Genomic DNA, 20,643 nt, shown 5'->3' on the forward strand with positions numbered 1-20,643 from the left:
CGACTCAACGACCTGGTGAAGGAGGAGCCATGTGCCTTGCCGTGCCCGGCAGAGTACTGGACATCGAGGAACGCGACGGCACCCGGATGGCACACGTCGACTTCGGTGGCGTCGTCAAGGACGTCTGTCTGGAGTACGTGCCGGAGATGAAGATCGGCGACTACGCGATCGTGCATGTCGGCTTCGCCCTCCAGCGGCTGGACGAGGAGTCCGCGAAGCGGACGCTGGAGCTGTTCGCGAATCTGGGCGTCCTGGAGGAGGAGTTCGGAGACGCGTGGGGCCGGGCCGCGAAGGAGGCCGGCGCCGACCGTCCCGCCGGCACCACGCCCCCGAAGCCCGATATCCCGAAGGAGAACCGACGATGAAGTATCTCGACGAATTCAGCGATCCCGATCTGGCCGCGCGGCTCTTCGACGACATCCGGGCCACCGTCACCCGTCCTTGGGCCCTGATGGAGGTCTGCGGCGGCCAGACCCACACGATCATCCGCCATGGCATCGACCAACTGCTCCCTGACGACGTCGAACTCATCCACGGCCCCGGCTGCCCGGTCTGCGTGACCCCGCTGGAGACCATCGACAAGGCGCTGGAGATCGCCTCCCGTCCCGACGTGATCTTCTGCTCCTTCGGCGACATGCTCCGGGTGCCGGGCAGCGGCCGGGATCTGTTCAAGGTCAAGAGCGAGGGAGCGGACGTACGGGTGGTCTACTCGCCGCTCGACGCGCTCAAGATCGCCCGGGAGAATCCGGACCGTCAGGTGGTCTTCTTCGGCATCGGGTTCGAGACGACGGCCCCGCCCAACGCGATGACCGTCTACCAGGCCAGGAAGCTCGGCATCGAGAACTTCAGCCTGCTGGTGTCGCACGTACGCGTGCCTCCGGCGATCGACGCCATCATGAACGCGCCCGACTGCCGGGTCCAGGCGTTCCTTGCCGCCGGCCATGTCTGCACCGTGATGGGGATCGGCGAGTATCCCGAACTCGCCGAGCGCCATCGCGTGCCCATTGTCGTGACCGGCTTCGAACCGCTGGACATCCTGGAGGGCATCCGTCGCACCGTCCGCCAGCTGGAGGCCGGCGAGCACACCGTCGAGAACGCCTACCCCAGGGCCGTCACGGCGGAGGGAAGCCCGGCGGCCAGGGCCATGCTGGAGGACGTCTTCGAGGTCACCGACCGGGCCTGGCGCGGCATCGGCATGATCCCGGCCAGCGGCTGGCGGCTGTCTCCCAAGTACCGCCGGTACGACGCGGAGCACCGCTTCTCGGTGACCGGCATCCGTACGGAGGAGTCCACCGTCTGCCGCAGCGGCGAGGTGCTCCAGGGGCTGATCAAACCGCACGAGTGCGAGGCGTTCGGCACGTCCTGCACCCCGCGCAATCCGCTCGGCGCCACGATGGTGTCGAGCGAGGGCGCCTGCGCCGCGTACTACCTGTACCGCAGGCTGGACACACCGGGCACGGCGGGCACCGCCGGTACGCAGGAAGAGGTGACCTCCGTTGGCTGAGTCGACCGGGATCCGCGAGGTGGACGGCGTGCTGCCGGGAACGCGGCCCGCCGCCCCCGACTTCTCCGGGTGGACCTGTCCCGCCCCGCTCCGTGACCATCAGCGGGTCGTCATGGGACACGGCGGCGGCGGACAGCTGTCCGCCGAACTCGTCGAGCATCTCTTCGCCCCGGCGTTCCGCAGCGAGCACCTGGCGGAGCTCGGCGACTCCGCGGTCTTCACCCTCGGCGGAGCGCGGCTCGCCTTCTCCACCGACTCGTACGTCGTGCGCCCGCTGTTCTTCCCCGGCGGCAGCATCGGCGATCTCGCGGTCAACGGAACCGTGAACGACCTGGCGATGATGGGCGCCCGTCCCGCCTATCTGTCCTGCGGTTTCATCCTGGAGGAGGGCATCGAACTCGCCACGGTCGGCCGGGTGGCCGACGCGCTCGGAGCCGCCGCCAGGGCCGCGGACGTGGTCATCGCCACGGGCGACACGAAGGTCGTGGACGCCGGTCACGGCGACGGCATCTTCATCAACACCGCGGGCGTCGGGCTGATCCCCGACGGCATCGACATCCGGCCGCAGCGCGCCGCGCCGGGCGATGTGGTCATCGTGAGCGGCCCGATCGGGGTGCACGGCGTGGCCATCATGAGCGTCCGCGAGGGCCTGGAGTTCGGGGTGGAGATCGAGAGCGACACGGCGCCGCTGGCCTCGCTCGTCCGGGCCATGCTGGGCGTCTGCGCCGATCTGCACGTACTGCGGGATCCGACCCGCGGCGGCCTGGCGACCTCGCTGAACGAGATCGCGTCGGCCGCCGGGGTCGGCGTCACCCTCCGGGAGCGGGCGCTGCCGGTGCCGGAGGCGGTCGCCAACGCCTGCGCCCTGCTCGGTCTCGATCCGCTGTACGTGGCCAACGAGGGCAAGCTCGTGGCGTTCGTGCCCCCGCAGCACGCCGACGCGGTGCTCGCGGCGATGCGCGCGCATCCCCAGGGCATCGGGGCGGTGGCGATCGGTACCTGCACGGCGGACCATCCCGGCATCGTCGTGGCGAGTACCGGCCTCGGCGGCACCCGGGTCGTGGATGTCCCGCTGGGCGAGCAACTGCCGCGCATCTGCTGACCGTTCCGTCGTTCCCCGGGAGGCGGTCGCGGCTGCCTCCCGGGGAGCCGTACCGTCGGTGGTCCTCAGAACACCGCACCGGGGCGGGCCGTCTCCGCCAGGACCTCGCGGGCGGCGCGGGCCCCCGAAGCGAGCGCTCCCTGCACGGAGCCGGTGGCGCGATGGTCGCCGCACACATAGCGCCCCGGGGCGAACCGGGTGGGCCTGGACAGCGGCCACGGCGGGAGCATGGCGGGCAGGGCGTCCTCGACGGTGTACGTGGCGAGCGGCTCCCACCCGCCGGTGTCGGCGCCGTAGGCATCGGCCAGGTCGGTACGGAGCGCGGCCTCCCGGCCCGGCCGGTCGGGGCCGAGCACGGAGGTGGAGACAAGAGCCCGGCCGGCCGGCGCGCTGCTGGGCACGACCTCGCTGATCACACAGGTGTTCAGGAACCGGCGGCGGGCGTCGACAAGGATGGTCGGCTCGCGCAGCGGCGCGGCGGGGGCCGCGTGGTAGTACGTCGTCACGGTGCGGGTGTCCGGGATGTCCAGCCCGGGGAGCAGTTCCGCCGCCGCCCGGGGGCCGGTCGCCACCACGACGGTGCCCGCCTCCCAGTGCGTACCGTCGACGGCCAGGACGCCGGAATCCGTGAGCGAGCGAACGGGCGTCCGTGTGCTGACCGTTCCCGGGGGCAGCCGGTCGGCCAGCTGGGCGGGCACCGCCCCGATGCCGGCCGCGGGCAGACAGAGGCTGCCGCGCAGCATGCTGCGCCACACGAGATGGAAGAAGCGCGAGGAGGTCTCCAGCTCGTCCTCCAGGAACACACCGGAGAGGAACGGCCTGAAGAACGTCTCGACCAGATCGGGTGAGATTCCCGCGTCGGCGAGTGCGGTCAGGGTCGTACGGTCCTCCCGCCGCTTCAGCCCGCCCACCGGGCCGAGCATGTCGCGTGCGGTCAGCAGCCCGAGCGCCAGCAGATCACGGCCCCCCGCGAGCTTCCCGGGGAGCAGGGCGGCGGCGGCGCGCGGGCGCCGGGTGGGGTCCGTGAACCGCAGCCGGCCGTGGTCGGTGTGGACGAGCGCGCCGGGGGTGAAGGGCCGCAGGCGCAGTGCGCGCAGATTCAGGCGCCGCTTCACCTGGGGGTAGGAGGTGTTGAAGACCTGGAAACCGCGGTCCAGCAGGAAGCCTTCGTGCCGGTCGGTCCGCATCCGGCCGCCGACGGCGTCCGAGGCTTCCAGGACGCGTACCGACAGTCCCGCCCCGCTGAGATCGGTGGCACAGGCCAGGCCCGCCACGCCGGCTCCGATGACGAGGACGTCCGCCCCGCGCTCCTGGTTGTCCGGCACGTGCGCCCAGCCCTTCGCTCAGTGGCTTCCCGACCCGCGGTGGGCCCGGTACCGCCCGGCGCTGGGTGCGCCGGGCGGTACGGGTTCCTTCCGCGATGGTGTCAGGCGGGCGCGGCTCGGGCGGCGCGCCGTGCTCACGCGGCGCGCCGTGCTCGTCCAATGCGCCGCGGGCACGGACCGGCCGTCAGATCCAGGGGCCGGTACGCAGGGTCTCGTACCACCGGTCGGCCATCTTGGCGTAGCCACCGGCGTTGGGATGGACGCCGTCGGCGAGGTCCGCGACGCCGAGGGCGCTGTGCATGTCGATGAAGTGGACCTTGCGTCCCTGGTTCGCCCATTGAGCGACGACACCGGGCACCGCCGCGTTGTACGGCCGTGCCCGTTCCTCCAGGTTGGCGTCGCTGAACGGGATGATGTTGGTGACGAACAGGTCGGCGTCCGGCGCGGCGGCGGTGATGTGGTCGATCAGCGCGGACAGCCGCGCGGGCGCCCCCGCCACGTCGTAGTTCTGGGCGATGTCGTTGGTGCCGATGTGCAGCAGTACGGTACGGGGCTTGGTGGCCTGGACCCAGCCGGTGGCCTGGGCGTCGATCTGCTCGATACGCCAGCCGGAGTGGCCTTCGTGGTCGTGGTCGCCCAGCTCGGGCGGTCCGTTGAACTGGGATCCGACGAAGTCGTCGACGCGGTGATCGGCCGCGGCCCGCTGCCAGAGCCGGGTCCGGTAGCCGCCGGGAACGTTGAAGCCGTCGGTGATCGAGTCGCCGAGCGGCATGATGCGCAGACCGCCGTTGGACTCGGCCATGGCGGACGAGGGTGACACCAGGGTGAGGACGAAAGCCACGATGGCCATGGCGCACACGAGAGCGGACCTGGACCGGCGTCCTGCCGGTCTGGCCCGGTGGGTGATTCGCATCCGAACTCCTCTTGCTGAAGAGGGAGGTGGGGGGACGGAACGCAGAATTGACCGGGTAGTAATTGACATGAGCAGAACAGCACAGCACCGTCCCCCTGTCCACCCCCGCCGCGGCCCCGCACCGCACCGGCGCCCCGGACGCGCCCGTCGTGAACGAGACCGCGTCCGGGGCGCCGGCCCGGGGTTCCTCACTCCTGCGGAAGGCTGCCGCTGCGGGTCAGGCGCGCGTACCAGTGGGCGCTGGACTTGAGGATGCGGCGCTGGGTCGCGTAGTCCACGTACACCGTCCCGAAGCGCTTGCCGTAGCCGTACGACCACTCGAAGTTGTCCAGCAGCGACCACAGGAAGTAGCCGCGGATGTCCGCCCCCGACTCGATCGCCCGGTGCACGGCCGCGAGGTGTTCCCGCAGGTAGGCGATCCGCTCCGGGTCACGTACCTCGCCCTCGGGGCCGGCGTAGTCGTCGAAGGCCGCTCCGTTCTCGGTGATCATCACGGGCAGGTCGGGATGGTCCTGCCGTACGCGCATCAGCAGCTCGTAGAACCCGCTCGGGTCGATCGTCCAGCCCATGGCGGTCCGGTCGCCGGGCGTCTGGTGGAAGGCGACCCGGTCCGCCCCCGGCCAGGGGCTGTGGTCGCTCGCGCCGTGTCCGTCGGACCCGTGGACGGACGGTCCCGAGTGGTGGGAGACGAGCGTCGGTGAGTAGTAGTTGACGCCGAGGAAGTCGAGCGGCTGGTGGATGAGCGCGGTGTCGCCGTCCCGGACGAACGACCAGTCGGTGATCGCCGCGGTGTCCTCCAGGACATCGGCCGGGTAGCCGCCGGTCAGCATGGGGCCGGTGAAGACCCGGTTGGCCGTGCCGTCGATACGGCGGGCCGCGTCGACGTCCGCCGGGCTCTCGGTCAGCGGCCGTACGTGATGCAGATTGAGCGTGACGGAGACCTGCGTGGTGGCCGGCAGCCGCTCGCGCAGCGCCTGGACCGCGAGACCGTGGCCGAGGTTGAGATGGTGGGCCGCCCGCAGGGAGTCGGCCGGGTCGGTACGGCCGGGCGCGTGCACGCCGGAGCCGTACCCGAGAAAGGCGCTGCACCACGGCTCGTTGAGGGTGGTCCAGGTCTTCACCCGGTCCCCCAGCGCGTCGGCGACGAGGCCCGCGTACTCGGCGAAGCGGTAGCTGGTGTCGCGCTCGGGCCAGCCCCCGGCGTCCTCCAGGTGCTGGGGCAGGTCCCAGTGGTAGAGGGTGACGACCGGCTGGATCCCCTTCTCCAGCAGTCCGTCCGTCAGCCGGCGGTAGAAGTCCAGGCCCTTGGCGGAGACGGGACCGCGCCCGGTGGGCTGGACCCGGGGCCAGGACACCGAGAAGCGGTACGCGCCGACGCCCAGGCCGGACATGATCTCGACATCGTCGCGCCAGCGGTGGTAGTGGTCGGTGGCGATGTCACCGGTGTCGCCGTTGCGTACCCGCCCCGGAGTGTGGGAGTAGACGTCCCAGATGGACGGGGTACGGCCGTCCTCCTGGGCGGCGCCTTCGATCTGGTACGCGGCGGTCGCGGTGCCCCAGAGGAAATCGGGCGGGAAGCTCAGGGGTGCCGCAGGGTCCAGGGCTCGCCCGGTGGTGGGTGCTGAGGTGGCCACAAGGGTCCTTCCGCATATCTCGAACGGTGTACGTACAACGGTGTGTCGCAGGGATGGTGACGGGGAGTCAGTTCTCGTCGCCCCGTCGGCCCGTCGGCCCTGGTCGGCCCGTCAGCCCTTGACGGCGCCCTGCATGATGCCGCCGACGATCTGGCGGCCGAAGACGATGAACATCGCCAGCAGCGGCAGCGTGCCGAGCAGCGCGCCGGCCATGATCACCGACTGGTCCCGTACATAGCCGGCGCTGAGCTGCGTGAGGGCCACAGGAACGGTCGGGTTGGTCATGTCCAGGGCGATGAAGGGCCAGAAGAAGTCGTTCCAGGAGTGCACAAAAGTGATCATGAACAGCACGGCCATCGGGGGCCGGGCTATCGGCAGGACGATGCTCCAGAAGATCCGCAGGGAGTGCGCGCCGTCCAGCCGCCCCGCCTCGATGAGTTCGTCGGGCAGGGCTTCCTTCAGGTACTGGCGCATGAAGAACACGCCGACGGCGCTGACCAGCGTCGGGAAGATGACGGAGGGCAGTGACTGTCCCCAGCCGAGGTCGGCCATCATCATGAACAGCGGGACCACCCCGAGCTGCGGCGGCACCATCATCGTGCCGATGACCAGCAGCAACAGGAGATTGCGGCCCTTGAAGCGGAGTTTGGCGAAGGCGAAGCCGGCGAGGGTCGCGAAGAACACCGTCGAGAGTGCGATCACGCCCGCGACGATCAGGCTGTTGGCCATCGCCCGGCCCATCGCGGCGTCCTGCCACGCCGTGGCGAGGTTCTTGAACAGGTTCGGGCCCGGCAGGAACGGCGGCGGGGTCTGGGAGACCCGGGTGTTGTCGGTGGAGGCGGCCACCATCGTCCAGTACAGCGGAAAGAGGGAGACCAGCGCGGCGAAGCCGAGGAGGAGATAGGCGAGGGGGCCCGCGTGGTGCTGACGGCCCGCGCCCGGACGCAGCATGCGGCCGAAGCGGCGCCGGACGGGCGGCGGTGATTGGGGAGTCCGGTCACGCGCGTCCACCCGGACCTGTGCGATATCGGTGGTCATGGGGCTGCTGCTCCCTGGTCAGGACGTACGGGACGTGAAGCGCGCGATGACGCGCTGCAGGACGAAGACGAGGATGAGGATGAGGAACATGGCCCAGGCGATGGCCGACGCCCGCCCCATCTGGTAGTTCTTCCAGCCCTCTTCGTAGAGCAGCAGCCCCAGCGTCTGGTACTGGTTGTCGGCGCCGCCGCTGATGCCGTTGGGGCCCTGGCCGAAGATCAGCGGCTCACCGAAGAGCTGGGTGGCGCCGATCGTGGACAGCACGATCGTGAAGATGATCGTCGCGCTGATACCGGGGACGGTCACGGTGCGGAACTGCTGCCAGCGCGAGGCACCGTCGATGGCCGCGGCCTCGTAGAGGTCCCTCGGGATGGCCTGCATGGCGGCCAGATAGAGCAGGGCGTTGTAGCCGGTCCAGCGCCAGATCACGATGGAGGAGATGGCGAGCTGGGCGGGCCACTTCTGGCTCTCCCAGTCGAGGCTGTCGACGCCGAAGAAGCCGAGAACCCAGTTGATCATGCCGAAGTCGCGCTCGAAGAGCATGGTGAAGACCAGCGCGGCGGCGGCTATGGAGGTCGCGTACGGAGTCAGGACGGCAACCCGGAAGAAGACCGAACCGCGAAGCCGGTAGTTGAGCAGATGCGCCAGCCCGAGGGCCATCAGCAGCTGCGGCACGGTGGAGATGACGCCGATGGTGAAGGTGTTGCTCAGCGCGTTCCAGAACCGGTCGTCCTCGAAGAGTTCCGTGAAGTTGGCGAAGCCACGCCACTCCATCATGTCCATCGAGGAGAGTTCGACGCGGTGCAGCGAGATCCAGAACGTGTAGAGCAGCGGGTAGAAGCCGAAGGCGCCGAAGATGAGGAAGAACGGGGCGATGAAGGCGTACGGCACCGCTCCGAGGTCCAGGCGGTGGAGGATATTGCGCCGCGACTGCCGGGGATCCCCGCCGCGGCCTGCGCCGCCCTTCCCGGAGAGTCCGGCTGAAGCAGGGTGCGGCTGCCCGCCCGTGGGGGCTGCCGGGGTGGAGGTGGCCACGCGGGCTTCCTTCCGTGGAGTGATCGGTGAGGCGGTGATCGGTGATCCGGTGAGGCGGTGAGCACGTGATCCGTGAGCGGATGACCCGTATGCAGGCCGGGAGAGTGGGACGCGTGGCCGTCCGGGCGGCCGGGCCGGCTGAGGGACGCCGGCCGCCGGACGGTCGCACGTCAGGTCAGCGCGCCAGCTTCTGGATGCGCTCGTCCGTGGTCTTCCACGCCTCGTCGGGGCTCTTGCCCTGCGCCTCGATCAGCTGCAGGCCCGCCGAGAAGGTGTCCTTGATCGAGCCGTCCTTGCGCCCGAGGATCTGCTCGTCCGGGATCTCCTTCGCCGCGTCACCGAAGATCTGGCCGATCGGCGCGTTGTTGAAGTACGCGGAGGTGCCGTTGGCGACGGCGGGCATGTCGAGCGCCGTCTTCGAGGACGGGAAGTTGCCGAGCTTCTCGAAGATGTACGCCTGCTGCTCGGGCGCGCTCAGCCAGGCGACGAGCTTCTTGGCCTCTTCCTTGACCGGGCTGCTCTCCATCACACCGAGGAACGAGCCGCCCCAGTTGGCACCCTTGGGGGCCTTGGCGACATCCCACTTGCCCTTGTTCGCGGGACCGGCCTTCTCGCTGATGTGGGCGAGCATCCAGGCCGGGCAGACGGTGGTGGCGAAGGTGCTGTTGGACAGTCCCGGATCCCAGCCCGGCTGGAACTGGCGCAGCTTGGCGGTGAGTCCGGACTCCGCGGCGTCCGACGCCAGGCTCCAGGCGTCCTTGACGACCGGGTTGTCCTGGTAGATGAGCTTGCCGTCCTTGTCGTAGAACTGCTTCTCATCGCCGTAGATCATCGCGTTGAACAGCCCGCTGGAGCTGTCCATGAAGGAGACCTTGGTGTCCTTGGACTGCTTCTTGAAGTCCCGGCCGACGTCCACGTACTTCGACCAGTCCCCCTCCCACAGCTTCGCCACCTCCGCGCGGTCGGTCGGCAGACCGGCCTGCTCGAAGAGGTCCTTGCGGTAACACACGGCCATCGGACCGATGTCCGTGCCCAGGCCCAGCAGCTTGCCGTCGCCGGTGGTGACCTGGTTCGACTTCCACGGCAGGAAGTGATCGAGGTTGCCGGTCTTGGACAGATCGGCGAACTTGTCGGCCCGGGTGTCCACCAGTTCCTTGGCTCGGCCGATCTCTATGCCCTGAATGTCCTTCAGACCGCTGCCCGCGGCGAGGTGGGTCTGCAGCGCGGTGTAGTAGGTCTGCTCGTCACCGGCCACATCGGCCTCGATCAGGATGCCGGGGTTCTCCTTCATGTAGCGGTCCAGCAGATCGGTCTCCTTGAAGCCCATGACCCCGAACAGGCCCATGCTGATGACGGTCTTGCCGTCCTTGGTGCGCGCCTTGCCCGTGTCGTCGCCGCTTCCGCAGCCGGCGACGAGGACGAGGGACACTGCAGCCGCGGTAACGGATGCGAGGGTGGAACCGAAGCGATTACGGGCGGTGCCCATGCTTCCTCCTAGCAGCGGCGCTCAGGCGCGCGCCTGCTGCGGCTCACGGTCGACTGGATGAGAGACCCGTTCCGATCAAAACTGGGAGCGCTCCCAACGGGTTGTGGAAGACTCTCCGCAGATACCGGGCCGTGTCAAGAGCCGAAGTCGGTTCCGTTGCGTGAATGTGTCCGGACGGTGGTCCCTTGCCGTTTGGATGCCGGTCACGCGGCACAATCTCCTGGTGAGCGCTTCGGGGCAGCACCGGGAGCGAGAGTCAGGAGACGTGATGAGCAGCCGTAAACGCCCAGGCCGGAGGCCAACCCTTGAAGCCGTCGCCCAGCTGGCGGGCGTGGGCAGGGGGACGGTTTCCCGGGTGGTCAACGGCTCCCCGGGTGTGAGCGCGAAGGCCAGGGCCGCGGTCGAGGCGGCCGTCGCGGAACTCAACTACGTACCGAATCCGGCCGCCCGCAGCCTGGTCACCAGCCGGACCGACAGCATCGCGCTGGTGATCCCCGAGTCGGAGAGCCGGCTGGCCTCGGAGCCGTACTTCTCCGCCGTCATCCGCGGGGTGAGCACGGAACTCGCCGACACCGAGATGCAGTTGCTTTTGATTCTCGTACGCAATGAGCGCGAACTCGACCGGCTGACCCGGTTCGTGGAGGCGCACCGGGTCGACGGCGTGCTGCTGGTCTCGGTCCACCGCGACGACCCGCTGCCCGCGCTCCTGGAGAAGTTGCAGATTCCGACCGTCCTCGCGGGACGGCGCACGCCCGCCGAGTCCCTCAGCCATGTCCGCTCCGACAATGCCGGCGGGGCGGCGCAGGCCGTGCGGTATCTGCTCGGGCAGGGGCGTACCACCGTCGGGACGATCACCGGACCGCTCGACATGGACGTCGGCCACAGCCGGCTTCAGGGGTGGCGCGACGCCCACACGGAACGGGGCGGGCAGCCGGACGAATCGCTGGTCGCGCCCGGCGACTTCACCGAGGACGGCGGCCGCGCCGCCATGCGCGAACTCCTGGAGCGGCGCCCGGACATCGACGCCGTCTTCGCCGCGTCCGACGTCATGGCGGCGGGCGCGATGGCGGAGCTGCGTGAGCGCGGGCGGCGCGTCCCCGAGGACGTGGCGGTCATCGGATTCGACGACTCGATCATCGCGCGCCACACCGTTCCGCCCCTGACCAGCGTCAGCCAGCCGACCGAGGACATCGGGCGTACGATCACCCGGCTCCTCCTGGACGAGATCAACGACCCCGGCCAGGCACGCCACCACCTCACGCTCCCCACCACGCTCGTCCACCGCCGGACCACGTGATCACCGGCGGCGGGCGGCCTGCCGGGACCGGTCAGACGGTCGCCGCGAACGCGTTGACCCCGGTCAGCTCGGCCGAGAGCGTCCACAGGCGCGCGGCCTGCTCCGGGTCGGTCGCGTGCGGACGAACCCCGCCGGCGGGGCCTTCCGCCGCGGCCGGCTCGGCGATGTCGCAGTCCTCGCAGAAGACGCCGCCCAGGTCCGCGAGCCGGGGCGAGGTCGCCGCCCACACCTGGGTCGCCGCACCCTGCTCGGGTGTCTTGAACGCGGGGTTGAGCGCGTTGCCGTCCTCGTCGATCCAGCCCGCGGCGACCATCTCCTCCTTCGGGAGGTGGCGCTGCAGCGGCGTGAGGATGCCGCCGGGGTGCAGCGAGAACGCCCGCACACCGGCGTCACGGCCGAGCGCGTCGAGCTGTACGGCGAACAGCGCGTTGGCCGTCTTCGCCTGGCCGTACGCCTGCCACTTGTCGTAACCGTGCTCGAACTGGATGTCGTCCCAGCGGATGCCCGAGAGGCGATGGCCGGACGAGGACACCGAGATGACACGGGCTCCGCCGGGCACGATCGCCGGCCAGAGCCGGTTCACGAGCGCGAAGTGGCCGAGGTGGTTGGTCGCGAACTGCGCCTCCCAGCCGGGGCCGACGCGCGTCTCGGGGCAGGCCATGATCCCCGCGTTGTTGATGACGAGATCGACGTTCCGGCCCGAGGCGAGGAAGCGCTCGGCGAATCCGCGGACACTGTCGAGATCGGCGAGGTCGAGTTCGTCGATCTCGGCCCCGTCGATGCCGTCGAGCGCCTCCTCGGCGGTCGCGCGCCGCCGGGCGGGCACGACGACACGCGCCCCGGCCCCGGCGAGCGCGCGTGTCGTCTCCAGGCCGAGGCCCGAGTAGCCACCGGTGACGATGGCGAGTTTTCCGCTGAGGTCGATCCCGCGCAGAACCTCCGCCGCGGTGCTGTCCGCTCCGAACCCTGATCCGATCTTGTGCTGAGGCGTTGTCATGCCTCGAAGGCTACGAATTGGAGCGCGCTCGAAGTCAAGCGCACCGGCCGGGCCCCCGCCAGGTTCACCCCAGCGAGGGTGTGCCCCGGGAAACGCCGGGCGGGGCGACTACGCGGGCGGCTGGTCCGTGCTGTCGGCGATGCCGACGCCCAGGGCGGCGACCTTGTCGGTACCGAGGTAGGTCAGCGCGGTCCGGTCGAAGACCCAGGTGACGCTGTCGCCCCGCGCGGTCCTGAACGTCAGGCCGACCCCCTCGCGTCCGGCGGCGTCGACCGCGTCGTCCTTCACGACGACACCGGGGATCCTGGCGGTCGCCCGGTACAGGGCGGCGTTCAGATCGGGGATCAGGGTCGACTGGGGCAGCATCGCGCCGATGGCCTCGAAGACCCCCTCGTACCGGCTCGGGCCCTGGCCGTTCGTATCGGCCTTGATCTTCTCCAGCAGAGCGGCGGGGTCGGTGGGCAGCGCCGCCAGCTCCCGGTACGTGGTCGCGTTCGGATCCCTGTTCAGCACCGTCTTCCGCGTCGCGGGCCCCTTGTCGATCGAAGGGCTTCCCGGCTCGAAGACTTCCCGGGCGAGACCGTGCCGCCTGCCGTCGACCGCCTGCCAGTCCTCACGCTCGAAGACGTCCGTGCCTTTGCCGAGGAACTCCCGCGAGCCCTTGACCTTGGTGTAGACGTACTGGTCGTCGCGGACCGTCAGGGCCGGCCGTTCGGCGGCCACCAGGGCGATACGGTCCAGCAGCCGCACGGCCTCCCGGTGCTCGGCCGCGCTCACCGTCGGTGCGGACTCCCCGAAGACCCCGCCCACGCCCGCCACGGTGACGGCGCCGGCGACGAGCAGCGCGGGCAGGGCCACCAGCGCCGTACGCCGCTTCCAGGAAGGACGCGCGACCGGCGCGGGAACGAACACCGGCGCGGGGGCGGATTCCTGGGTGATCTTCGCCATGAAGCGCTCCTTGAGAACGCCGTGCCGGCCGGAGGAGAGGTCCGGGTACCGCGGCGCGGGGGGCAGCGGAGTCGGTTCCTCGTGCCGCGCGCTGGACAGCCGTCGCGAAAAGACGTTCATCGGTTTCCTTCCTGAGCCGGCGTGACCGCCGCAGTGCGGTCACTCATGAACTGTCCGGGGCGGGCGGAGCGTTGCGTGTTATTTCCGCTGCGGCGCAATTCCGCTTCGGTGAGTTTCCGCAGCCGGCTCCGGGCGCGGGACAGCCGGGAGCGCACGGTGCCCACGGCCACGCCGAGGGCTTCGGCGGCGGCCGCGTGGTCGAGGTCCTCCCAGACACAGAGTGTGAAGACCTCCCGCTCCGCGCGGCGGAGCCGGCCCAGCGCCACGCGCGCGGCGGCCAGTTCCTCGGAGTCGGCCAGCCGGCCGACCAGGCTGTCCGCGAAGTCGGGTACGTGTTCCGGTTCCGGCAGGCGGGCGAGCGCGAGGTGGTGGCGCTTGGCCGTCCGTGCCGTGTTGCGCATGACGTTCGTGGCGATTCCCAGCAGCCACGGGCGCAGGCTCTCACCGTCCGGATGCACCTTTTCGCGCAGCCGCCACGCTTCCAGGAAGGTCAGCGACACCACGTCCTCGGCCGCGGACCAGTCGCCCACGACCCGGCGGGCATAGCGGTATACCACTCCTGCGTAATCTTCGAATAGCTGCCCGAAAGCGGCCGGGTCTCCGGCTCGTATGCGGGCACGCGGTGAAAGGTTCACACCTGTCCCTGTCCGACGCCGGTCCTGCGTTGCCGTGACTCACGCCACACCCTCGCGTGGTCGCCCCGGCACAGGCGGGGTGTCGGACAGCCGAACAGCGCATGCAGAACAGGTGAAGCACCGCGGAGATGACCGTGCCCGGGCCGGGCGGCTGGGGGTGGTCCCGGCCCGGGAACGGCGCTTTCTCAGCCGCCCAGCAGCCCCAGTGCTTCCAGCTGCCCGGCGCGTCGCTTTCGCAGTTCTTCGGCGAGGCCCGTGGCGGCCGGAGCGGCCCCCGACTGTTCCTCGCCGCGCGCCACCAGGATGGTCTGCTCCAGGTGCTCGCGGAGATACGTCATGGAGGCGTCGTCGAAGGCCTTGCCCCGCTTCGCGGCGACCGTCCCCAGTTCCTGGTCGGTCACCATCCCCTTCATGTCGTGGCCCTCGTGCGGGTTGGTTCCTGCCGCCCCCGCCTCCTTGAGGACCACGCGCAGCCGGGTCAGCTCGGCCCGGTGCGTCACCGTCGTACGCCGCGCGAGATCCGACAGGCCGGAGTCGCTCGCGCGGTCGGAGATCAGGTCGAGCAGCAGCAGCGTCCGCTCGTTCATGGGCACCATCAGCTGGGCCCATCCCCGGTCGGTGGCGTTGAAGCCGCCCTCCTCGGTGGCGGGCGCGGAGACGGCCGGCGCGGGACGCGCCGCCGGGCCCTTCGCCGGGTCCGCGGCCGCCGTGCGCCGCGGGGTGTCGCCCGAGGACGTCCCCGCGCTGCCGCAGCCGATCGGCCCGAGCACGGCCAGCGCCACCAGCATCGCGGGCAGCACGCTCCTGCCCGGACGGAATCCCCGGTCCCGGCCCCGCCCGTCCGGCCGGCGGCCGGAACGGGGCGACGGCCCGTCAGCGTGCGACCGGCCGCCGCCCCACGCCATCACGGAGTCCCGTTGGCGCCGCATTTGATGATCGGGTTGATGCAGTCGCGCACGCGGCGCTCCATCTCCGCCACGGGCCAGGCGTTGAAGAAGTCACCGTGCATCGTGTATCCGGGCCCCGAGGCGAGCCGGAAGCCGGCCGGGTTGCCGTTGACCGGGTACCGCAGGACCTGACGCAGCTTGGGCACCGGGACCGGGTGGGTCGCCGGGCACGCGTTGTTCACCGGGTAGGACATGTGGCTCTTGTGGTCGGCCGAGTCGAGGTCCCTGCCGTTCCAGCACTGCGGGAAGTCGAGGTACGACTCCAGCATCGTGCCGGCCGGACAGTTGACGAAGTCCTTCGACGGGTTGACCTGCCCCGCGTGCAGGCACGACCAGCGGGCACGTATGTCCCCGTCGTTCGGGCCTGTCGCCCTGGCGTTACCCGCGATGATCTTCAGACCCTCGGGCAGCGGCTGGGTACGGGCGATGAGCTCGTCGGAGACACCCTCACCCAGGTAGTAGAACGTCGTGCCGGTGGGCTCGACGGGCTGGTCGTTCACGAACAGGGTCGGCACCCAGTACGAGGAGAGGTCGACCTTGGGGTCGCAGGTGGTCTCGGAGCTCTTCAGATCGCCCAGGTTGGTGTAGGCGTCGGTGGCGTGGCTGCCGAAGAAGCTGTGCGAGTGCGAGGCACCGGGCATGCCCGGCAGCACGATCGGGTCGTCCGGCAGCCGGTGGCTGAACTTGCACTCGGCCAGGAACTCGGCGACGCGTACGACATCGGCACCGGCCTTGGCCTTGGCGGGGGCGGCTTGCCGGGTGGTGCCGCTGTCCACCTGGGCGACGGCGCCCGTGGTGCCGAAGACGAGCTGAGCGGCGACGGCACAGGCCGCCACTAAGCCGGCGAGAAAGGCCGGCCGGCGTCCTCTGCGGACGCCGCGGCCGTTCTTGGACCGCAGTGATCTCATGAGCGCTCCAAAGGGAGTTGAGGGTTCCGCGCGCGGCCGACTCCCGGCGTGGGGCCGGGGCTCGGGCTGCGCGGGACTCCGATGGTGGGGGGTCAGGGAGTTCCATAGCGGGCTCCCTTGAGTGCCGGACGTTAGAACTGGCCTCAGGGGGCGTCAAGGTGTCGCGTCAAGTTCCGGAACTAACGGCCCGTCAGGAATTTGTTGGCGCGGAGGCAATATCCGCCCCATTGAGGCGTATGCGGAGGCGTCCCCGCCCGGTGGGCAGGCGTGGGCCCGGGCGACCGGTCAGCGGTGTCGTACCAGGTGAGCCCGGTGACATCAGGAGGCGTCCGGGGTCCGTGGTGAGGACCGTCCGCCCTCGCCGAGCACCCCGCGCACCGTACCGACATCGAAATGCAAGAGTCTCGCCCACCTTCAGGTGATGAACGCTTCCCGCCACCGCGCCGTACCACTGCTTCGACAAGCGAATCATCACGCCGTCCGCCGGCGCCCGCGGGCGCCTGTCCGGATTCAGGACGACGGCGGGATACGCGCGGCGATGAGGGTGATGTCATCGCGGGTGTCGCCGAGCTCCCTGGCGAGGCCGACGCACAGCCGGTCCAGCGGCTCGGCCCGCTGGGCGGCGGTGTGCTGGCGCAATCTCGTCATGCCCGTGTCCATGTCCTGGGTCCGGGACTCGATCAGCCCGTCGGTGTACAGCAGGACGGTCGCTCCCGGCGGCAGCTCGATCGTGGCCGTCGGCCGGGAGAGGTGCGGACGGAGGCCGATCAGCATCGCATGTGCCTCGGTGAGGTAGCGGGCCGCGCCGTCCTCGGTGACGAGGAGGGGCGGCGGGTGGCCGGCGGTGGACCAGCTGAGCCGCCACGTGCCGTCCTCCCTGGCGTGCAGCCGGGCCAGGACGGCGGTGGCCGAATCGGCCAGTTGGAGATGTGCCTGTGCGGTGTCCAGCCGCTGCAGAATGCTGCCAGGACCCTCCTCGGGGCGGTCGACCGCCAACGCCCGGAGCATATTGCGCAATTCGCTCATCCGCGCCGCGGCCTGGATGTCGTGCCCGGTGACGTCGCCCACCACCAGGGCCAGGTCCCCGCCGGGCAGCCGGAAGGCGTCGTACCAGTCACCGCCGACCTCGGCGGTACGTTCGGCCGGCTCGTAGTGGGCCGCCAGCTCCAGCGTCTCCACCGGCGGCAGGTCGGTGAGCAGGGCACGCTGCAGGGTGGCCGCGATATCGGCCTGCTGGGCGTGCAGCCGGGCGTTGTCGAGCCCGAGCGCGGTGCGCCGCGCCACCTCCTCGGCCAGCACCCGGTCGGCGTCGTTGAACGGCGGACCGGCCGCGCCGCGCGTCAGCGTGAGTGCCCCGAAGGTGCTGGAACGCAGACGCAGCGGCACGATCAGCGCCTGGACGGCCTCCAGACCGGCCAGCATCGCAGTCGTGGCTCGCCCGAGCGCGTCGACGGCGGCCGGGGGCGGGGCGGCCGCCGTGAGCGGCGCGTCCTGGGGGTCGAACGGGCCGGTCAGCTGCTGGGTGGGGCCGCCCCGCAGGACCTGCGCCAGGGCGGCGGTCGAGCTCTCCCCGTACCCGGGCGGATCGGCCTCCAGCAGCGCGGCGGGAACCTGGTCCGGGTCGTGATGGCTCCAGGCGGCACGCCGGACGCGGCCCCGGTCGACGATCAGATCGATCATCGCGGCGTCGGCGAGCCGTGGTACCAGGAGCCGGACCAGCCGCGCCAGACCTTCTTCGGCTTCCAGCGTGCTGACCAGGGCCAGGGTCAGCTCGCTGAGCCAGATGGCTTCTGCGAGATCGTATTCGGCCTGTTCGCGGGCCAGCTCGCTGTGGGCGTAGCGGTCGGAACGCCGCTCGCTGCGTGCCCGCTCGGCGTGGGTGTCGTGGAAGACCACCACCGCGCCCTGGGCCCGATGGTCTCCCCGGGGCAGCGGAGCCGCCGTCCACCAGACGGCGAGCGGAGCGCCGTCGGCTCGCAGCAGCACGCCCTGGTCGCCGCTCACCCTGCGCCCCGCGGCCACCACGCTCTGGACCGGCTGCTGGGCGGACAGACCGTTCGCCATGTCGCCGCGGACCGGGTGCAGCGCGAGATGGGCGTCGAGTCCTATCAGGCCACCCGGCTGATAGCCGAGCACACGCTCCGCCCAGGGATTACAGGCGATCACCAGACCGGCGCCGTCGACGGCGTACATGCCCGCGGCGGCGTGTTCGAACAGCATCGGCAGCAGATCGTCGACCGCTTTCCCCCTCGGGGCCGGTCCCTCTTCAGGCATACTCTCCACCCCCGTAGTGTGCGCGCTGCCCGTCGGCACGGGATCCACCCGGACCGACGTCTCCGGCGGTCAGCCGGGCGGGTTCCCGCCGGCGCGGGCGGGCCGCCCGAAGCGGACCGGCACACCGGGCGAGTAGAGCACGCTCACCGGATCCCCGGCCGGGGCGGACAGCCCCGCCGCCGTCAGCAGATCCTCGGTGCACTCGATCAGTTCCGCGCGGTGCAGCGGCCAGCGCGGGTGGGTGTTCGGAAGGTACGTCGGGTGGCCGAAAACCGTGCTGTGCATCCCCCAGCGCGCGGTCACGAAGTGCTCCAGCGCGCTGGGCTCCTCGACACGCTCCCCGATCCGCAGCCCGATCCTGCTGTACGCGCCCCGCGGCCCCGGCCAGCGCCGCCGGCTGGTGTACGTGAGAGAGCCGCCGTCGCGGTCGATCGTCATACGGGACCACACGTACGGCAGCCGGAAGGCGGTGCGGCCGACCACCACCGGAAGGAGGCGGGAGGCGTCCAGCGAACGGAAGACCACACCACGGCGCCCCTGCCCGTCCACCGAGTAGAGCCGGACATTGGTCTCGGGAAAGGTGCCCAGATACGGGAGACCGGGGAGCCGGAGCCAGCCGATCCGGTGCATACGGAAGGCCACCAGACCCACATAGGTCACCCCGTCAAGGGTGTCCGGGCGTGTCCCGGACGGCAGCAGCGGCGCCACCTCCGCGGGATCGACCGCCCAGTGCAGAAAAGCCAGATCCAGCCATGACTGGGTGAGCAGCGGCTTCGGCTCGTGCCGGGGCGGACCGGGGGTGACCGGTTCCGGTGAGCTGGGGGTGGGCGACACCCGGCCAGCATCGCAGAGAACTCCCCCGGCGAGGGGCCGGAGGATGGAGTCATGGACGGCCGAATGGCCGACGGGCCGACGGCGCGGCCCGCGTCGGCCCTCCACCACGCCGTCCTACTGGGCGAGTTCACGCACGGTCGCCATGTCGCTGAACGGGATCAGCTGTTCACCGACGATCTGGTACGGCTCGCTGCCCTTCCCCGCGATCAGCACGATGTCGTCGGGGCCGGCCTCGGACAGCGCGAAGCCGATCGCCCGGCGGCGGTCGGCGAACCGCTCGAACCGGGTGGAGGTGGCCGTGAGCCCGGGGGTGATCTGGTCCAGGATCGTCTCGGGGTCCTCGTTGCGCGGATTGTCCGAGGTGAGGACACAGAGATCGGAATGCGTCCCGGCGATCTCCCCCATCCGGGCGCGCTTGGTGATGTCCCGGTCGCCGCCGCAGCCGAAGACGGTGATGATCCGGCCCCGGGCGAAGTCGCGGATGGTGGACAGCACCTTGTCCAGCGAGTCGGGAGAGTGCGCGTAGTCGACGATGACGGACGTGCCGCGCGGGGTCTGGAAGCGCTCGAACCGGCCCGGGATCGGGGGCATCCGGTCGAGCGCGCCGACCAGTCCGCGCAGATCGTGTCCCAGCAGATGGCAGGCGGCCACGGTGGCCAGGGCGTTGGCGACCGAGAAGCGGCCGGGCAGCGGGATCGCCGCCGGGTATTTGCGTCCCTCGTGGTGGAGGGTGAACCGCGTCCCGTGCGCGTCCATGGTCAGGTCGGTCGCCCGGTAGTCCGCCTCGGCGTCGAGAGCGTATGTCGTGACGGCCCCGGGCATCAGCGCACCGATCCCGGCGCCCACCGGATCGTCGGCGTTGACCACCGCGCGCTTGCACAGGCCCTGGAAGAGCCGGAGTTTGGCGTCCCGGTAGTTCTCCATGGTGCCGTGGTCGTCCAGATGATCCTGCGTCAGGTTGGTGAAGATCCCGACGTCGATGAACGAGTGGTCGACGCGGTGCGTCAACAGGCCCATGGACGTGGCCTCCAGGACCACGGTGCCCACCTCGCGGTCCCGCATGCGTCCCAGCAGATACTGGAAGTCCGGCGACTCGGGTGTGGTCAGCACCGACCTCGGCATGGGGATCAGTTCGTCGCCGATCCGGCTGCCCGCGGTCCCGATGACCCCGACCGTGGCCCCCTCGGCGAGCCGCAGCACGGACTCGACCATGTACGACACCGAGGTCTTCCCGTTGGTGCCGGTGACGGCCACCATGTCCATCCCCCGGCCCGGCTCACCGTAGTAGCGGGAGGCGGCGACCGCGGCGGTCGTACGGGTGTCCCGGACCCGGATCACACACACCTCCGTGCCCGCCCACACCGAGGGGGGAACGTCCGGTTCCGCGGCGTCGACCAGCACCGCCACCGCGCCGCGCGCGAGGGCGGGGCCGATGGACCCGGGGCCGCCCTCGCGATGGCCCGGCACCGCGATGAACAGCGAACCGGGTACGACCCGGTGGGCGTCGAAGCAGGTGCCCGCGGTGATCGCCGTCTCCGGATCGCCCCGCAGAATCTCGTGGTCGTGCCCGATGAGCAAGTCGCTCAACTTCACAGGGATCCTCTCGAAGGTGCGGCGCGCGGCGGTCTCCGGCGGTCGCCGAGGAG

General features: G+C 70.6%; 18 protein-coding genes. 4 read left to right on the forward strand and 14 right to left on the reverse strand.

Annotated elements, in window-relative coordinates; genetic code table 11:
• Positions 1-29: 29 nt before the first annotated feature.
• The 3 genes from ACFVWW_RS01260 (at position 30) to hypE (ending at position 2,606) form a co-directional block, all read left to right on the forward strand.
• Entirely contained in the window at positions 30-365 is a 336-nt protein-coding gene (locus ACFVWW_RS01260; protein ID WP_384188524.1) for a HypC/HybG/HupF family hydrogenase formation chaperone, read from the forward strand.
• A complete protein-coding gene (gene hypD / locus ACFVWW_RS01265) occupies positions 362-1,504 on the forward strand; it encodes a hydrogenase formation protein HypD (protein WP_384188522.1) in 1,143 nt (380 codons plus the stop codon). Before ACFVWW_RS01260 ends, hypD begins: the two co-directional genes overlap by 4 nt.
• Before the next feature lie 112 nt (positions 1,505-1,616).
• Positions 1,617-2,606: a hydrogenase expression/formation protein HypE gene (hypE, locus tag ACFVWW_RS01270; RefSeq protein ID WP_384188557.1), complete on the forward strand. Its 990-nt coding sequence runs from the start codon at positions 1,617-1,619 to the stop codon at positions 2,604-2,606.
• A 65-nt stretch (positions 2,607-2,671) separates the two neighbouring features.
• Here the strand turns inward: hypE and ACFVWW_RS01275 are convergent, their stop codons facing one another.
• The 6 genes from ACFVWW_RS01275 to ACFVWW_RS01300 all read right to left on the reverse strand — a co-directional run bounded on the left by ACFVWW_RS01275 (position 2,672) and on the right by ACFVWW_RS01300 (position 10,037).
• Positions 2,672-3,931 (reverse strand): NAD(P)/FAD-dependent oxidoreductase, encoded by a 1,260-nt coding sequence (locus tag ACFVWW_RS01275; protein WP_386875182.1) that lies wholly within the window; start codon positions 3,929-3,931, stop codon positions 2,672-2,674.
• Between the two features lie 184 nt (positions 3,932-4,115).
• The gene (locus ACFVWW_RS01280; protein WP_386875184.1) at positions 4,116-4,781 is read right to left on the reverse strand and encodes an SGNH/GDSL hydrolase family protein; all 666 of its coding nucleotides are present in this window, start codon (positions 4,779-4,781) and stop codon (positions 4,116-4,118) included.
• A gap of 251 nt (positions 4,782-5,032) precedes the next feature.
• On the reverse strand, positions 5,033-6,478 hold the full coding sequence (locus ACFVWW_RS01285; RefSeq protein WP_386875186.1) for a GH1 family beta-glucosidase: 1,446 nt from the start codon (positions 6,476-6,478) through the stop codon (positions 5,033-5,035).
• Between the two features lie 111 nt (positions 6,479-6,589).
• A complete protein-coding gene (locus ACFVWW_RS01290; protein WP_384188515.1) occupies positions 6,590-7,516 on the reverse strand; it encodes a carbohydrate ABC transporter permease in 927 nt (308 codons plus the stop codon).
• Between the two features lie 18 nt (positions 7,517-7,534).
• Positions 7,535-8,551, reverse strand: coding sequence for a carbohydrate ABC transporter permease (locus ACFVWW_RS01295; protein WP_384327639.1), 1,017 nt, complete (start codon positions 8,549-8,551; stop codon positions 7,535-7,537).
• Between the two features lie 175 nt (positions 8,552-8,726).
• Positions 8,727-10,037, reverse strand: coding sequence for an extracellular solute-binding protein (locus ACFVWW_RS01300; RefSeq protein ID WP_384188513.1), 1,311 nt, complete (start codon positions 10,035-10,037; stop codon positions 8,727-8,729).
• A gap of 268 nt (positions 10,038-10,305) precedes the next feature.
• Between ACFVWW_RS01300 and ACFVWW_RS01305 the strand changes: the two genes are divergently transcribed.
• Complete coding sequence (locus tag ACFVWW_RS01305) at positions 10,306-11,334, forward strand: LacI family DNA-binding transcriptional regulator (RefSeq protein ID WP_386875189.1); 1,029 nt, start codon at positions 10,306-10,308, stop codon at positions 11,332-11,334.
• A gap of 31 nt (positions 11,335-11,365) precedes the next feature.
• Here ACFVWW_RS01305 and ACFVWW_RS01310 read toward each other — a convergent pair whose 3' ends face one another.
• The 8 genes from ACFVWW_RS01310 to ACFVWW_RS01345 all read right to left on the reverse strand — a co-directional run bounded on the left by ACFVWW_RS01310 (position 11,366) and on the right by ACFVWW_RS01345 (position 20,590).
• A complete protein-coding gene (locus ACFVWW_RS01310) occupies positions 11,366-12,331 on the reverse strand; it encodes an SDR family NAD(P)-dependent oxidoreductase (protein ID WP_384188510.1) in 966 nt (321 codons plus the stop codon).
• Positions 12,332-12,439: 108 nt separating this feature from the next.
• On the reverse strand, positions 12,440-13,399 hold the full coding sequence (locus ACFVWW_RS01315) for a CU044_5270 family protein (RefSeq protein ID WP_384188508.1): 960 nt from the start codon (positions 13,397-13,399) through the stop codon (positions 12,440-12,442).
• Positions 13,396-14,034: an RNA polymerase sigma factor gene (locus tag ACFVWW_RS01320; RefSeq protein ID WP_384327646.1), complete on the reverse strand. Its 639-nt coding sequence runs from the start codon at positions 14,032-14,034 to the stop codon at positions 13,396-13,398. The genes ACFVWW_RS01315 and ACFVWW_RS01320 overlap by 4 nt, the downstream gene beginning before the upstream one ends.
• A gap of 185 nt (positions 14,035-14,219) precedes the next feature.
• On the reverse strand, positions 14,220-14,834 hold the full coding sequence (locus ACFVWW_RS01325) for a DUF305 domain-containing protein (RefSeq protein WP_384327649.1): 615 nt from the start codon (positions 14,832-14,834) through the stop codon (positions 14,220-14,222).
• Positions 14,835-14,938: 104 nt separating this feature from the next.
• The gene (locus ACFVWW_RS01330) at positions 14,939-15,889 is read right to left on the reverse strand and encodes a DUF1996 domain-containing protein (RefSeq protein ID WP_384188502.1); all 951 of its coding nucleotides are present in this window, start codon (positions 15,887-15,889) and stop codon (positions 14,939-14,941) included.
• A 510-nt stretch (positions 15,890-16,399) separates the two neighbouring features.
• A complete protein-coding gene (locus tag ACFVWW_RS01335; protein WP_384188555.1) occupies positions 16,400-18,163 on the reverse strand; it encodes a SpoIIE family protein phosphatase in 1,764 nt (587 codons plus the stop codon).
• Positions 18,164-18,232: 69 nt separating this feature from the next.
• A complete protein-coding gene (locus ACFVWW_RS01340; RefSeq protein WP_386875193.1) occupies positions 18,233-18,997 on the reverse strand; it encodes a YqjF family protein in 765 nt (254 codons plus the stop codon).
• A gap of 114 nt (positions 18,998-19,111) precedes the next feature.
• Complete coding sequence (locus tag ACFVWW_RS01345) at positions 19,112-20,590, reverse strand: UDP-N-acetylmuramoyl-L-alanyl-D-glutamate--2,6-diaminopimelate ligase (RefSeq protein ID WP_384188498.1); 1,479 nt, start codon at positions 20,588-20,590, stop codon at positions 19,112-19,114.
• Positions 20,591-20,643 lie beyond the last annotated feature (53 nt).

Origin of the sequence: Streptomyces sp. NPDC058198, from assembly GCF_042882605.1 — a bacterium.
Lineage (GTDB): Bacteria > Actinomycetota > Actinomycetes > Streptomycetales > Streptomycetaceae > Streptomyces.

Bases quoted from the DNA above. Each gene is read 5' to 3' on its own strand.
- ACFVWW_RS01260 (WP_384188524.1), top strand. From the start codon at position 30: ATGTGCCTTGCCGTGCCCGGCAGAGTACTGGACATCGAGGAACGCGAC.
- hypD (WP_384188522.1), top strand. From the start codon at position 362: ATGAAGTATCTCGACGAATTCAGCGATCCCGATCTGGCCGCGCGGCTC.
- hypE (WP_384188557.1), top strand. From the start codon at position 1,617: ATGGGACACGGCGGCGGCGGACAGCTGTCCGCCGAACTCGTCGAGCAT.
- ACFVWW_RS01280 (WP_386875184.1), bottom strand. From the start codon at position 4,781: ATGGCCATCGTGGCTTTCGTCCTCACCCTGGTGTCACCCTCGTCCGCC.
- ACFVWW_RS01290 (WP_384188515.1), bottom strand. From the start codon at position 7,516: ATGACCACCGATATCGCACAGGTCCGGGTGGACGCGCGTGACCGGACT.
- ACFVWW_RS01300 (WP_384188513.1), bottom strand. From the start codon at position 10,037: ATGGGCACCGCCCGTAATCGCTTCGGTTCCACCCTCGCATCCGTTACC.
- ACFVWW_RS01305 (WP_386875189.1), top strand. From the start codon at position 10,306: ATGAGCAGCCGTAAACGCCCAGGCCGGAGGCCAACCCTTGAAGCCGTC.
- ACFVWW_RS01310 (WP_384188510.1), bottom strand. From the start codon at position 12,331: ATGACAACGCCTCAGCACAAGATCGGATCAGGGTTCGGAGCGGACAGC.
- ACFVWW_RS01315 (WP_384188508.1), bottom strand. From the start codon at position 13,399: ATGAACGTCTTTTCGCGACGGCTGTCCAGCGCGCGGCACGAGGAACCG.
- ACFVWW_RS01330 (WP_384188502.1), bottom strand. From the start codon at position 15,889: ATGAGATCACTGCGGTCCAAGAACGGCCGCGGCGTCCGCAGAGGACGC.
- ACFVWW_RS01335 (WP_384188555.1), bottom strand. From the start codon at position 18,163: ATGCCTGAAGAGGGACCGGCCCCGAGGGGGAAAGCGGTCGACGATCTG.